Below are 14524 nucleotides of genomic sequence, written 5' to 3'. Positions count from 1 at the left end.
AAAAGTCTCGCTATTTTATCACTAAGCAAACGTTTGCCTAATAATTTTTGATAAGAAGCTTTTAAAAATAAGATTAAGTGGGTAAAATGAAGTCATTTCGGACTTATTTTAAAAAAGGAAATCACTATGTCTTTAGAAATTTTAGATCAGCTTGAAGAAAAAATTAGACAAGCAGTAGAAACCATTCAATTACTTCAACTTGAAGTAGAAGAATTAAAAGAACAAAAAAATCAATCTCAACAAGCGGTAGAAGCATTGCAACATGAAAACGAGCAACTTAGAAATGAACACCGCAACTGGCAAGAACACATTCGTTCATTGTTGGGTAAATTCGACAACGTATAATGACTATAAAGGCTTAGAAAATCTAAGCCTTTTTTATTAGGAAAGAATATGCATATTTGTTTGATTTCAGGCAGTACATTAGGCAGCGCTGAATATGTGGCGGAGCATTTAGAAGATGTATTAAAAACACAAGATTTTTCTACCGCACTTTTCCACGGACCAGAACTTGATGAGGTGATTGATGAAAATATTTGGTTGATCGTCACTTCAACACATGGTGCAGGTGAATTACCTGATAATTTAAAACCACTTTTTGAACAAATTGCGGCATCAGATAAAGATTTCTCTTCTCTCCGCTTTGCCGTTGTAGGCTTAGGTAATTCAGATTACGATACATTCTGTCATGCCGTGAATAAAGTCGAAACACAATTAAGTGAAAAAAGTGCGGTCAAAATCTGCGAGAGTTTAAAAATCGATGTCTTGTATGTTGATGATCAAGAACAATTTGCGGAAGATTGGTTACCACAATTTATTCATGCACTTTAGTCATAATAAAGCGATAATTTGAGTTATCGCTTTTTCTTTATCTATTATCCAAAAAAATTATCTGTGGGTAACTTTAATAAAACCTGTCAAAAACTTGTTCTTTTCCACTGAGTAAATATGATGATTGTTTTAACTGTGGATAAAATTGAAGGTTATCCACAAGAAAAAGCCTCCAAACTGATGACATTTCAACAAAGTCTAAAATGATCTAACTTCTTCATTTAAAAAAGGAAAAGGATCTTATTCACAAGGTAAAAGGATCATAATAGTAACAATAATAAGATCTTTATATATAAATAGATCTTATCTTTATTACCTTTCGATCTTCTCTTATCACAGATTGAATTCTTGCTTTCAAGCACACGTAATTTTCAGTAGAATAGCGCCTATTTTTAGATCGAAGATCAAATTAAAGACAAAGAGAGAGATATGTTTTACACCGAAAATTATGATGTGATCGTTGTTGGTGGCGGTCATGCTGGTACAGAAGCGGCATTAGCACCAGCACGTATGGGATTAAAAACTCTGTTATTGACACATAATGTCGATACCCTAGGACAAATGTCATGTAATCCAGCCATTGGTGGCATTGGTAAAGGCCATTTAGTGAAAGAAATTGATGCGATGGGTGGCCTTATGGCTCATGCAGCGGATAAAGCCGGTATTCAATTTCGTACTTTAAACAGCAGTAAAGGACCTGCTGTACGTGCAACTCGTGCTCAAGCTGACCGGGTGTTATATCGTCAAGCGGTACGCATCGCACTGGAGAATCAACCAAATTTAGATATTTTCCAGCAAGAAGTGACCGATATTTTAATTGAGCAAGATCGCGTTTGTGGTGTGGAAACCAAAATGGGGCTTAAATTCCGTGCTAAATCGGTTATTTTAACTGCCGGTACTTTCTTAGCGGGTAAGATCCATATAGGTTTAGAACATTATGAAGGAGGCCGTGCAGGTGATCCGGCATCCGTTACACTTTCTCATCGTTTACGTGATTTGAATTTACGTGTAGATCGTTTGAAAACGGGTACACCACCGCGTATTGATGCACGCACGATCAATTTCGATATATTGGCTAAACAACATGGTGATGCCGTATTACCGGTATTCTCTTTTATGGGATCAGTGGATGATCACCCTCAACAAATTCCTTGTTATATCACCCATACCAATGAACAAACCCATGAAGTGATCCGTAATAACTTGGATCGCAGTCCAATGTATACCGGAGTGATTGAAGGGATCGGTCCACGTTATTGCCCATCCATTGAAGATAAAGTAATGCGTTTTGCTGATCGTAATTCACATCAAATTTATTTGGAACCTGAAGGCTTAACCAGTAATGAAGTGTATCCAAACGGGATCTCGACTAGTTTGCCGTTTGACGTGCAAATGGGCATTGTGAATTCTATGAAAGGTTTGGAAAAAGCTCGCATCATTAAACCAGGTTATGCCATTGAATATGATTATTTTGATCCACGCGATTTAAAACCAACCTTAGAAACTAAAGCTATTTCCGGTTTATTTTTTGCGGGTCAAATTAACGGTACAACAGGTTATGAAGAGGCGGCGGCACAAGGCTTATTGGCGGGGATTAACGCAGGTCTTTATGTACAAGAAAAAGAGGCATGGTATCCACGTCGCGATCAATCTTATACAGGCGTATTGGTGGATGACCTTTGTACGCTAGGTACCAAAGAACCGTATCGCGTATTCACTTCTCGTGCAGAATACCGTTTGTTATTACGTGAAGACAATGCGGATATTCGTTTAACACCAATTGCCCATGAATTAGGTTTGATTGATGAGGCTCGCTGGGCTCGCTTTAATCAAAAAATGGAAAATATCGAACAGGAACGCCAACGCTTACGCAGCATTTGGTTGCATCCGCGTTCTGAATATTTAGAAGAAGCCAATAAAGTGCTTGGCAGCCCACTTGTGCGTGAAGCCAACGGTGAAGATTTATTACGCCGTCCAGAAATGACCTACGATATTTTGACTTCTTTAACGCCATACAAACCAGCAATGGAAGATAGAGAAGCTGTAGAACAAGTGGAAATTGCTATTAAGTATCAAGGCTATATTGAGCATCAACAAGAAGAAATTGAAAAACAAAAACGCCACGAAAATACGGCTATCCCGGCTAACTTTGATTACAGCAAAGTGTCTGGTTTATCTAATGAAGTACGTGCGAAGTTAGAACAGCATCGTCCGGTTTCCATTGGCCAAGCGAGCCGAATTTCAGGCATTACTCCTGCAGCAATTTCAATTATTCTGGTGAATTTGAAAAAACAAGGCATGCTAAAACGTGGGGAGTAAACTTCTCAGGTATTGAAAGCAAAAGTGCGGTGAATTTTCATCGCACTTTTTTATATTACAAATTAAAAAGATGTAATTAGTAGGCTAAATTTTTACTGAAATAAAAACACTAAGGATTTTAACCGCACTTTCAAGTAGAATGGCGACAAACAGACAAGATAGATAGAAAAATGAAAGCAAAACTCGAAAATTTACTGGCTCAAGCAGAAATTCAATCAACCGATCTACAAAAAGATCAGCTGATTCAGTTGGTACAATTACTCAATAAATGGAACAAGGCTTATAATTTAACCTCTGTACGTGATCCGCAAGAGATGTTAGTAAAACATATCTTGGATAGTATTGTTGTTAGTCCTTATTTACAAGGGGATCGTTTTATAGATGTAGGAACAGGTCCAGGCTTGCCAGGACTGCCTTTGGCCATTATTAATCCTACCAAGCAATTTGTCTTGTTAGATAGTTTAGGTAAGCGTATTAGCTTCATTCGAAATGCAGTACGTGAGTTAGGACTAACAAATGTAGAACCTGTTCTTAGCCGTGTTGAGGAATACCAACCTGAACAAAAATTTGACGGAGTATTAAGTCGTGCATTTGCTTCGTTAAAAGATATGACAGATTGGTGTCATCATTTGCCAAAAGAAAATGGGTATTTTTATGCTTTGAAAGGCATTTATCACGAAGATGAAGTTCAAGAATTAGACAAAAAATTCGAAGTAAAAGACGTGATAACTTTGCATGTACCAGAGCTTATAGGTGAGCGACATTTAATCGTTTTACGATAAAACACACTTTTTTTACGGCTATTTTGTTAATTATTTTTTAAAAGTGTGATTTGTTTAACATTTTTTAGTGGTTTAAAAGTTGAAACTCTTTGTAGCACGGGTATAATTAGGTAGTTTTTGTATTTTAAAAAAATAAGATAATGTCTAAGGTTTTAACGCAGGCCAAAAATCGATATCAAAAGGCGATAATCATTGAATCAGTCTGTCTTGTTGTTTTTGGTTTGTTAGTTGCGCTTTGGCAAGGTGAAAGTGCGGTAGATTTTAGTTTAGGATTTATTAGTGCTTTTGTACCATTTTGTGCTTTTGCTTATATTGTTTTTTTTCGTAAACAAGATTTTTCAACAAAATTAACGGCATTTTATCGTGGTGAAGCGTTAAAGTTTATGTTAATGATTGTGCTTGTGGGGGTGTCCTTTAAATGGCTTGTTATCTCACATTTTATTTTGTTTTTTGTTGGTTTTTTTACAGCATTAGCGTTGAATAATTTTATTCCGTTTTTGTTAAATAGATCTTAATTTTTTCTACAAAGGATCGATTATGTCTGGACAAACTTCAATTGAATATATCCAACACCATTTAACTTATCTTACAGCAGGTGAAGGTTTTTGGACGTTTAATCTTGATACGTTTTTCTTCTCTGTGTTGTGTGGTTTCCTTTTCTTAGCTATTTTTCGTAAAGTGGCTAAAAAAGCAACAGCAGGTGTACCGAGTAAACTACAATGTGCTGTTGAAATGGCTGTAGAATGGATTGATGGTGTGGTAAAAGAAAATTATCACGGCAAACGAGATGTGATAGCGCCGTTGGCTTTAACCATTTTCGTATGGGTGATGATTATGAATACTATTGATTTGCTACCTGTGGATTATATTCCCCAGTTGTTTGCTATTATTACAGGTGATCATCATATTCCTGTACGAGCTGTGCCGACTACGGATATGAATATGACATTTGCAATGTCGATTTCAGTATTTGTATTGATCCTTTTTTATACGATTAAATCTAAGGGTATTAAAGGTCTTGCAAAAGAATACACTTTACATCCTTTCAATCATTGGGCATTTATCCCTGTTAATCTTCTTCTTGAATCCGTGACGTTGATCTCAAAGCCTGTTTCATTAGCACTTCGTTTATTCGGAAATATGTATGCTGGTGAGCTGATCTTTATTTTGATTGCCGTGATGTATTCAGCCAATGCATTTGTGGCTGCACTGGGTGTGCCATTGCAGTTGGTGTGGGCGATTTTCCATATTTTGGTCATCGCATTACAAGCCTTCGTCTTTATGATGCTTACTGTGGTTTACCTGAGTATTGCATATAATAAAGCGGAACATTAATTTTTATTTTTTATTTAACAACTCAACTCTCAACAACGGAGAAAATTTATGGAAACTGTAATTAGTGCAACAATCATTGCTTCTGCGATTATGCTTGCTTTTGCTGCGTTAGGTACTGCGATTGGCTTTGGTCTTCTTGGCGGTAAATATCTTGAGTCTGCCGCTCGTCAGCCTGAATTAGCTAATTCACTACTTACTAAGATGTTTATTGTTGCAGGTCTTCTTGATGCGATTGCGATGATCGCGGTAGGTATCGGTTTATATTTCGCATTCGCAAATCCATTTGCTGCATTATTAGGTTAATAAACAACAAATTTCCTAATTAACGAAGGAGGTATGTTGTGAATATTAATGCAACATTAATTGGTCAAACCATCGCCTTTATTATTTTTGTATGGTTTTGTGTGAAATTTGTTTGGCCACCAATTATTAATGCGATTGAAACTCGTCAAAGTCAAATTGCGAACGCTTTAGCGTCAGCTGAAGCAGCTAAAAAAGAGCAAGCAGATACGAAAAATCTTGTTGAACAAGAACTTTCAGCTGCAAAAGTACAAGCTCAAGAAATTTTAGATGCAGCGAATAAACGTCGTAATGAAGTGTTAGACGAAGTGAAGGCTGAAGCCGAAGAACTGAAAGCAAAAATTATTGCACAAGGTTATGCTGAAGTAGAAGCTGAACGTAAACGTGTTCAAGAAGAATTACGTGTTAAAGTAGCTTCATTAGCAGTGGCTGGTGCTGAGAAAATTGTGGGTCGTTCTATTGATGAAGCGGCAAACAATGACATTATTGATAAATTAGTTGCAGAGTTATAAGAGGCTTAGCTTATGTCAGAATTAACTACAATAGCTCGCCCTTATGCAAAAGCTGCATTTGACTTTGCCATTGAACAAAGTGCGGTCGAAAAATGGACTGAAATGTTAGGTTTCGCTGCCGCCGTAGCTGAAGATGAGACGGTAAAAGCTTACTTAAGTAGTTCTCTTTCTGCACAGAAATTAGCTAATACAGTAATTTCTATTTGTGGCGAACAATTGGATCAATATGGGCAAAATCTTATTCGGTTAATGGCTGAAAATAAGCGTTTGAGTGCGATTCCTACCGTGTTTGAAGAATTTAAACATTATGTGGAAGAACATCAAGCTATTGCAGAAGTTGAAGTAACGTCTGCACAACCATTGAATGCAACACAAATCGAAAAAATTGCAGCTGCAATGGAAAAAAGATTAGCTCGCAAAGTGAAATTAAATTGCAATGTAGATAGCTCACTGATTGCTGGTGTAGTGATTCGTACAGAAGATTTTGTGATTGACGGAAGTAGCCGTGGGCAACTTACTCGTCTCGCAAACGAGTTGCAATTATAAGAGGAATACAAGATGCAACTAAATTCAACAGAAATTAGTGAATTGATTAAAAAACGCATCGCTCAATTCGACGTGGTGAGCGAAGCCCGTAATACAGGGACAATTGTTTCTGTAAGTGATGGGATTATTCGTGTTCACGGTTTAAGCGATGTGATGCAAGGCGAAATGATCGCCTTACCAGGTAACCGTTACGCAATGGCACTTAACCTTGAACGTGATTCTGTTGGTGCGGTAGTAATGGGTCCTTACGCAGATTTAGCGGAAGGTATGGAAGTACAATGTACTGGCCGTATCCTTGAAGTACCAGTTGGTCGTGGTTTATTAGGTCGTGTGGTAAACACACTTGGTCAACCAATTGATGGCAAAGGCGAAATTGAAAACGATGGTTTCTCTCCTGTTGAAGTGATTGCACCAGGTGTTATCGATCGTAAATCTGTTGATCAGCCTGTACAAACCGGTTATAAAGCGGTTGACTCCATGGTGCCAATCGGTCGTGGTCAACGTGAGTTAATCATCGGTGACCGTCAAACGGGTAAAACAGCATTAGCAATCGACGCTATCATTAACCAACGTGATTCAGGTATTAAATGTATCTATGTCGCGATCGGTCAAAAAGCGTCGACTATTGCAAACGTAGTGCGTAAATTAGAAGAGCACGGTGCACTTGAAAATACTATCGTTGTTGCGGCATCTGCATCTGAATCAGCTGCTTTACAATATTTAGCACCTTATGCTGGTTGTGCAATGGGTGAATATTTCCGTGATCGCGGTGAAGATGCGTTAATTGTTTACGATGATTTATCAAAACAAGCCGTTGCTTATCGTCAAATTTCATTATTATTACGTCGTCCACCAGGTCGTGAAGCCTATCCAGGTGACGTATTCTATCTACACTCACGTTTACTTGAACGTGCAGCACGTGTAAATGAAGAATACGTAGAAAAATTTACTCAAGGTGCAGTAAAAGGAAAAACTGGTTCTTTAACCGCTCTTCCTATTATTGAAACTCAAGCGGGTGACGTTTCTGCATTCGTTCCAACCAACGTAATTTCGATTACCGATGGTCAGATTTTCTTAGAATCTAACTTGTTTAACTCTGGTATTCGTCCAGCGGTAAACCCTGGTATTTCGGTATCTCGTGTGGGTGGTTCTGCACAAACTAAAGTAGTAAAAAAATTAGCTGGTGGTATCCGTACTGCATTAGCTCAATATCGTGAATTAGCTGCGTTTGCTCAGTTTGCATCTGATTTGGATGATGCGACACGTAAACAATTAACGCACGGTGAAAAAGTTACTGAATTGTTAAAACAAAGACAATATGCACCCCTCAGTGTGGCTGAACAAGCCATTGTACTTTTTGCTGTTGAGTTTGGTTATTTAGAAGATGTGGAATTGCAAAAAATTGCAAGTTTTGAGACCGCACTTTTAGATTATGCATACCGTACTCATGGCGATTTTATGGCTGAATTAACCAAAACTGGTAATTACAATGATGAGATTAAAAACACATTGAAAACAATTTTGGATAATTTTAAAGCCAATAGCGCATGGTAAAAGTAACGGAGAAATAAAATGGCAGGTGCAAAAGAGATAAAAACCAAAATTGCCAGCGTACAAAGTACACAAAAAATTACTAAGGCAATGGAAATGGTGGCGACTTCGAAAATGCGTAAAACGCAAGATCGTATGGCAGCGTCTCGTCCGTATTCTGAAACAATACGAAATGTTATCAGCCATGTCTCTAAAGCGAATGTTGGTTACAAACATCCATTTCTAGCAGAAAGAGATGTGAAGAATGTCGGCATTTTAGTCGTTTCTACAGATAGAGGAATGTGTGGCGGTTTAAATATAAATTTATTTAAAACGGTGGTAACAGAAATCAAACAATGGAAAACGAAAGGTGTTAATGTTCAATTAGGATTAATTGGTTCAAAAGGCATTAATTTCTTTCGTTCACTAGGATTGCCTGTTAATGAACAGCTCTCAGGTCTCGGTGATAATCCGGCAATGGAAGCATTGCTTGGTGTTGCAAATGGGATGTTTGAGGCCTATCGTAAAGGTGAAATTGATGCGATTTATATTGCTTATAACAAGTTTATCAATACGATGTCTCAATCCCCTATTTATCAACAATTAGTACCATTACCAGAATTAGAAACGGATAATTTAGAGCAAAGACAACACACTTGGGATTATCTTTATGAGCCAGATCCTAAAGCGTTATTAAATAGCTTATTAACTCGTTATTTAGAATCACAAGTGTATCAATCTGTGGTGGATAACCTTGCTTCCGAGCAAGCTGCTCGTATGGTTGCAATGAAAGCGGCAACAGATAATGCGGGTAACTTAATTAATGACTTGCAGTTAGTTTATAACAAAGCTCGTCAAGCGAGTATTACAAATGAATTAAATGAAATTGTCGCCGGTGCGGCTGCAATTTAACGAAAAGAGGAACGGTAATGGCAACAGGTAAAATTGTTCAAATCATCGGTGCGGTGATTGACGTTGAATTCCCACAAGATGCAGTACCAAAAGTTTATGATGCATTAAAAGTTGAATCAGGTTTAACCCTTGAAGTTCAACAACAATTAGGTGGCGGCGTAGTTCGTTGTATCGCATTAGGTACATCTGATGGTTTAAAACGTGGCTTAAAAGTGGACAACACGGGTAACCCAATTCAAGTGCCTGTAGGTACAAAAACCCTTGGTCGTATTATGAACGTATTGGGTGAACCTATTGATGAACGGGGTGAAATTGGTGCAGAAGAAAGTTGGTCTATCCATCGTGCAGCGCCAAGCTATGAAGAACAATCTAACAGTACAGAATTATTAGAAACAGGGATTAAAGTTATCGACTTAATTTGTCCATTCGCAAAAGGTGGTAAAGTAGGTCTATTCGGTGGTGCGGGTGTGGGTAAAACCGTAAATATGATGGAGTTAATCCGTAACATTGCGATTGAGCATTCTGGTTATTCTGTATTTGCGGGAGTTGGTGAGCGTACTCGTGAAGGTAATGACTTTTATCATGAAATGACCGAATCTAACGTATTAGATAAAGTATCCTTGGTTTATGGTCAAATGAATGAGCCGCCAGGTAACCGTCTTCGTGTTGCATTAACTGGTTTAACTATGGCTGAAAAATTCCGTGATGAAGGCCGTGATGTATTATTCTTTGTTGATAATATCTATCGTTATACCCTTGCAGGTACCGAAGTATCGGCACTTTTAGGTCGTATGCCATCTGCGGTAGGTTATCAACCAACATTAGCGGAAGAAATGGGTGTGTTACAAGAACGAATTACTTCAACCAAAACAGGTTCTATTACTTCTGTTCAAGCGGTATATGTGCCTGCGGATGACTTGACTGACCCATCGCCAGCAACAACATTCGCACACTTAGATTCAACCGTTGTATTAAGTCGTCAAATTGCATCTTTAGGTATTTATCCAGCAGTTGACCCGTTGGATTCGACTTCTCGCCAATTAGATCCGTTAGTCGTGGGTCAAGAACATTATGATGTTGCTCGTGGCGTACAAGGTATCCTACAACGTTATAAAGAATTAAAAGATATCATCGCTATTCTTGGTATGGACGAATTATCAGAAGAAGACAAATTAGTAGTGGCACGTGCTCGTAAAATTGAACGTTTCTTATCACAGCCATTCTTCGTTGCTGAAGTATTTACCGGTTCTCCAGGTAAATATGTATCATTAAAAGATACTATTCGTGGTTTCAAAGGTATTTTAGACGGTGAATACGATCATATTCCAGAACAAGCGTTCTATATGGTAGGTTCGATCGAAGAAGTGCTAGAAAAAGCCAAAAATATGTAATCGCTTCAAGTTATTGAAGGAGAACTAAAATGGCAACATTAAAACTCATTATCGTGAGTGCCGAAGATAAAATCTTTGAAGGTGATGTAACACAACTTAGAGCAACAGGTATTGAAGGAGAGCTTGGTATTTTACCTGGTCATACTCCCTTACTTACTGCGATTAAGCCTGGCATTATCAAATTTACGCTTAAAAATGAAACTGAAGAAGTTATTTATGTTTCAGGTGGTTTTTTAGAAATACAACCTACAGTTGTAACAGTACTCGCTGATGTAGCAATTCGTGGAGAAGAGTTGGATGCTGAACGCATCTTGAATGCAAAACGCCAAGCAGAAGAAAATATTGTGGCTCATATTTCTGATGTAGATCATGACCTACTTGTAGCGAAACTTTCTAGAGAGTTAGCGAAACTTCGTGCTTACGAGCTTACTGAAAAACTCGTTAAATCAAAACGATAAATTTATGGTAATAAAAAAAGAGTGGTCATTTTGACCGCTCTTTTTGTTTCTATCTTAAGAAATATCGATAAGCTTTACTTTCGCTTACATCTTCATAAACATAACCGAGTTGTGTTAAAGCTTGCTCAAATTCTGTGTTATCTTTTTCTTCTAATTGAAATGCTGCAAGGATATTACCGTAATCGGCACCATGCGCACGATAGTGGAACAATGAAATATTCCAGCGTTTACCTAATATTTCTAAGAATTTCAGTAAAGCGCCTTTTTGTTCTGGGAATTCAAAGCTATAAAGTCGCTCATTACGGTTTGAAACTCGTCCACCCATCAAGTAACGAATGTGTGTTTTAGCAATGTCGTCATTAGACATATCTTCAACATCAAAGCCATTTTTCGTTAAATCAGCAATAATGTCTGCTTTTTCTGCTTCATTAGTCGTTCGCACACCAACAAAAATGCAAGCTTTTTGGTTATCTGCATAACGATAACTAAATTCTGTTACTGCTCGATTACCGATGACATGGGCAAATTTTAAGAAACTACCAGGTTGCTCAGGCATGGTTACCGCCAATAAAGCTTCACGGTTTTCACCAATTTCGCAACGTTCTGAAACATAACGTAAAGTATGGAAGTTAAGGTTGGCACCGGATAAAATCGCTGCCATGTTTTTATCTTCTAGATTGTTTTGTTTTACGTATTTTTTCAAACCAGCTAGACCTAGAGCACCAGATGGTTCGGCGATCGCGCGCACATTTTCGAATAAATCTTTCATTGCGGCACAAACTTCATCGCTATCCACCAACACCATACCATCCAAATATTTCTGGCATAAGCGGAATGTTTCATCACCAATACGTTTTACTGCTACACCATCAGCAAACAGGGCAACGTGTGCTAAATCTGTAGGTTCACCTTTTTCTAAAGCAGCATTCAAACAGGCTGAATCTTTGGACTCGACACCGATCACTTTAATTTCCGGCATAAATTGTTTGAGTAAAATGGCTACGCCAGCGGCGAGACCACCACCTCCAACTTGCACAAAGACATAATCCAAATCAGCCACTTGTTGCAGCATTTCCATCGCTAACGTACCTTGACCCGCGATCACCAATGGATGATCAAACGGTGGAATAAATGTCATATGTTTAGATTTTGAAAGCTCAATCGCTTTAGTTTTGGCTTCATCAAAATTAGCTCCGTGTAGAAACACTTCGCCACCAAAACTACGGACGGCATCCACTTTAATGCTTGGTGTGTTTTGTGGCATAACGATCAATGCTTTTAGCCCAAGTTGTTTTGCTGATAATGCTACGCCTTGCGCATGATTACCTGCAGAAGCGGCAATGACACCCGCCTGTTTTTGTTCAGAAGAAAGACTGGAAATCATGGCATAGGCACCACGCAGCTTAAAGCTATTTACTGGCTGGCGGTCTTCACGTTTAATCCAAATATTATTATGTAGGCGCTCGGATAATTTCCCCATTTTTTGTAGCGGGGTTACAGTAGCGGCTTCATATACTCTGGAGCCAAGTTTAACAATCGCGTTAACATAATCCGATTGAGAGGGTTGAGAATTGGTAAGTAGATTTTTCATGATACTTAATTTGTTATGATGAAGTGCGGTTAATTTTTCTTTATTTTTATCCTCCTCTCTTTTGTGAGAGGAGGAGTGATTAGAAATTATTTTAAAAGTGTTTTATCACGCACTGCACCTTTATCTGCAGAAGTAGCGAAGTGACCAAATACTTTTAAGGCGAATGATACTTCACGTTCACGGTGAGCGGGTTGCCAGCCTTTGGCATCTTGCTCAGTACGACGTGTTGCTAATTCTTCATCGCTAATTTTTAGATTAATCGAACGATTTGGAATATCGATTTCGATAATATCGTCATCATGTACTAAGCCAATTGCACCGCCGGAAGCTGCTTCAGGCGAGGCGTGACCAATAGATAAACCGGATGTACCACCAGAGAAACGACCATCTGTTAATAAAGCACATTTTTTACCTAAGCCCATCGATTTTAAGTAGCTGGTTGGATAAAGCATTTCTTGCATACCTGGGCCACCTTTTGGACCCTCGTAGCGGATGACTACTACATGGCCTTCTTTAACTTTACCACCTAAAATACCGGCTACAGCGTCTTCTTGGCTTTCAAATACGATAGCACGGCCTGTGAATTTCCAGATAGACTCATCCACACCCGCCGTTTTTACGATACAACCGTCTTTTGCGATATTACCGAATAATACGGCTAAGCCACCTTCTTGAGAAATTGCATTTTCTTTGTTACGGATACATCCACTTACACGGTCATCATCTATGCTATCCCAACGACAATCTTGCGAGAAGGCTTGTGTGGTGCGAATACCAGCAGGGCCGGCACGGAAGAATTTGTGTAATTCTTCGTCTTTGTTACGAATAATATCGTATTGATTTAATTGTTCTTCTAGTGTTGTTCCTAACACGGTTTTGGTGTTGCGATGGATTAGCCCCGCACGATCTAATTCACCTAATAAGCCCATAATACCACCTGCACGGTGTACGTCTTCCATATGGTATTTATTAGTATTTGGTGCAATTTTGCTTAAGCAAGGCACAACGCGTGATAAGCGGTCAATATCTTCCATTTTGAAATCTACGCCTGCTTCTTGAGCAGCCGCTAATAAGTGTAAAACGGTATTACTTGAACCACCCATCGCAATATCTAAACTCATGGCATTTTCAAAGGCTTCAAAGGTGCCAATTGAACGTGGCAGAACACTTTCATCATCTTGTTCATAATAGCGTTTGCAAAGCTCAACAATTTGACGACCTGCTTTTAAGAATAATTCTTTACGGTCAGCATGGGTCGCCAACATCGAGCCATTGCCTGGTAAAGATAAACCTAAAGCTTCGGTTAAGCAGTTCATTGAGTTAGCGGTGAACATGCCTGAGCAAGAACCACAAGTTGGGCAAGCGCTGCGCTCAATCGCATCAATACGCTCATCACTTACATTCGGATCTGCCGCTTCAATCATCGCATCCACTAAATCTAAGCGAATAAGCTTATCAGATAATTTCGTTTTACCCGCTTCCATTGGGCCACCTGAAACGAAGATAGTTGGAATGTTCAAACGCATTGCCGCCATTAACATTCCCGGGGTGATTTTGTCACAGTTGGAAATACACACCATCGCATCAGCACAGTGAGCATTAACCATATATTCCACGCTATCTGCGATTAAATCACGGCTTGGTAAGGAATAAAGCATCCCACCGTGACCCATAGCAATACCGTCATCTACCGCAATAGTATTGAATTCTTTTGCTACGCCGCCGGCTTTTTCAATTTCAGCTGCAACCAGTTGCCCCATATCTTTTAAATGAACATGCCCAGGTACGAATTGGGTGAAAGAGTTCACTACCGCAATAATCGGTTTACCAAAGTCATTTTCTTTCATCCCTGTTGCACGCCATAAGGCACGTGCACCTGCCATATTACGACCCTGAGTGCTGGTCGCTGAACGTAGTTTTGGCATAAATAATCTCTCCAAGTAAATTTTTGTTAAAGTTCGTTATATTATTTAATTTCTTCGTTAATGAATACTGCCAAATCTCCCCTACCCCTCTT

At 38.8% G+C, this 14524-nt stretch carries 15 protein-coding genes; 13 read left to right on the top strand and 2 right to left on the bottom strand.

Annotation, left to right across the window (positions count from 1 at the left end; translation table 11 throughout):
• The first annotated feature begins 126 nt into the window (after nucleotides 1-126).
• The 13 genes from zapB to QQS40_RS02975 all read left to right on the top strand — a co-directional run bounded on the left by zapB (nucleotide 127) and on the right by QQS40_RS02975 (nucleotide 10916).
• Nucleotides 127-345, top strand: coding sequence for a cell division protein ZapB (gene zapB / locus QQS40_RS03035; protein WP_014064476.1), 219 nt, complete (start codon nucleotides 127-129; stop codon nucleotides 343-345).
• 48 nt (nucleotides 346-393) lie between these two features.
• Nucleotides 394-831 (top strand): FMN-binding protein MioC, encoded by a 438-nt coding sequence (gene mioC, locus QQS40_RS03030; RefSeq protein ID WP_049355606.1) that lies wholly within the window; start codon nucleotides 394-396, stop codon nucleotides 829-831.
• A 429-nt stretch (nucleotides 832-1260) separates the two neighbouring features.
• The gene (gene mnmG, locus QQS40_RS03025) at nucleotides 1261-3150 is read left to right on the top strand and encodes a tRNA uridine-5-carboxymethylaminomethyl(34) synthesis enzyme MnmG (protein ID WP_329506034.1); all 1890 of its coding nucleotides are present in this window, start codon (nucleotides 1261-1263) and stop codon (nucleotides 3148-3150) included.
• 170 nt (nucleotides 3151-3320) lie between these two features.
• Nucleotides 3321-3932: a 16S rRNA (guanine(527)-N(7))-methyltransferase RsmG gene (gene rsmG, locus QQS40_RS03020; RefSeq protein ID WP_297568727.1), complete on the top strand. Its 612-nt coding sequence runs from the start codon at nucleotides 3321-3323 to the stop codon at nucleotides 3930-3932.
• Between the two features lie 140 nt (nucleotides 3933-4072).
• A complete protein-coding gene (locus tag QQS40_RS03015; RefSeq protein WP_049355603.1) occupies nucleotides 4073-4447 on the top strand; it encodes an ATP synthase subunit I in 375 nt (124 codons plus the stop codon).
• 22 nt (nucleotides 4448-4469) lie between these two features.
• Complete coding sequence (gene atpB, locus QQS40_RS03010) at nucleotides 4470-5267, top strand: F0F1 ATP synthase subunit A (protein WP_049355602.1); 798 nt, start codon at nucleotides 4470-4472, stop codon at nucleotides 5265-5267.
• 48 nt (nucleotides 5268-5315) lie between these two features.
• Nucleotides 5316-5570 (top strand): F0F1 ATP synthase subunit C, encoded by a 255-nt coding sequence (atpE, locus tag QQS40_RS03005; RefSeq protein WP_005632219.1) that lies wholly within the window; start codon nucleotides 5316-5318, stop codon nucleotides 5568-5570.
• Nucleotides 5571-5608: 38 nt separating this feature from the next.
• Nucleotides 5609-6079: a F0F1 ATP synthase subunit B gene (gene atpF / locus QQS40_RS03000; protein ID WP_049355601.1), complete on the top strand. Its 471-nt coding sequence runs from the start codon at nucleotides 5609-5611 to the stop codon at nucleotides 6077-6079.
• Nucleotides 6080-6091: 12 nt separating this feature from the next.
• Nucleotides 6092-6625 carry a F0F1 ATP synthase subunit delta gene (gene atpH, locus QQS40_RS02995; RefSeq protein WP_049355600.1) on the top strand — a complete coding sequence of 178 codons (534 nt, stop codon included), beginning with the start codon at nucleotides 6092-6094 and terminating at the stop codon, nucleotides 6623-6625.
• A gap of 12 nt (nucleotides 6626-6637) precedes the next feature.
• Nucleotides 6638-8179 (top strand): F0F1 ATP synthase subunit alpha, encoded by a 1542-nt coding sequence (gene atpA, locus QQS40_RS02990; protein WP_289902358.1) that lies wholly within the window; start codon nucleotides 6638-6640, stop codon nucleotides 8177-8179.
• An 18-nt stretch (nucleotides 8180-8197) separates the two neighbouring features.
• Entirely contained in the window at nucleotides 8198-9067 is an 870-nt protein-coding gene (gene atpG / locus QQS40_RS02985) for a F0F1 ATP synthase subunit gamma (protein WP_289902357.1), read from the top strand.
• Nucleotides 9068-9084: 17 nt separating this feature from the next.
• On the top strand, nucleotides 9085-10458 hold the full coding sequence (gene atpD / locus QQS40_RS02980; RefSeq protein WP_049355597.1) for a F0F1 ATP synthase subunit beta: 1374 nt from the start codon (nucleotides 9085-9087) through the stop codon (nucleotides 10456-10458).
• 29 nt (nucleotides 10459-10487) lie between these two features.
• Complete coding sequence (locus tag QQS40_RS02975) at nucleotides 10488-10916, top strand: F0F1 ATP synthase subunit epsilon (protein ID WP_289902356.1); 429 nt, start codon at nucleotides 10488-10490, stop codon at nucleotides 10914-10916.
• 49 nt (nucleotides 10917-10965) lie between these two features.
• On the opposite strand, the gene ilvA is transcribed toward QQS40_RS02975, so the two are convergent.
• Entirely contained in the window at nucleotides 10966-12507 is a 1542-nt protein-coding gene (ilvA, locus tag QQS40_RS02970; RefSeq protein WP_329506028.1) for a threonine ammonia-lyase, biosynthetic, read from the bottom strand.
• Nucleotides 12508-12593: 86 nt separating this feature from the next.
• Nucleotides 12594-14432: a dihydroxy-acid dehydratase gene (gene ilvD, locus QQS40_RS02965; protein WP_329506027.1), complete on the bottom strand. Its 1839-nt coding sequence runs from the start codon at nucleotides 14430-14432 to the stop codon at nucleotides 12594-12596.
• Nucleotides 14433-14524 lie beyond the last annotated feature (92 nt).

The sequence above is a fragment of the Haemophilus parainfluenzae genome (assembly GCF_036288925.1).
Lineage (GTDB): Bacteria > Pseudomonadota > Gammaproteobacteria > Enterobacterales > Pasteurellaceae > Haemophilus_D.
The sequence above is the reverse complement of the archived record's forward strand: the minus strand, read 5'-3'. Positions and strand labels throughout refer to the sequence as shown.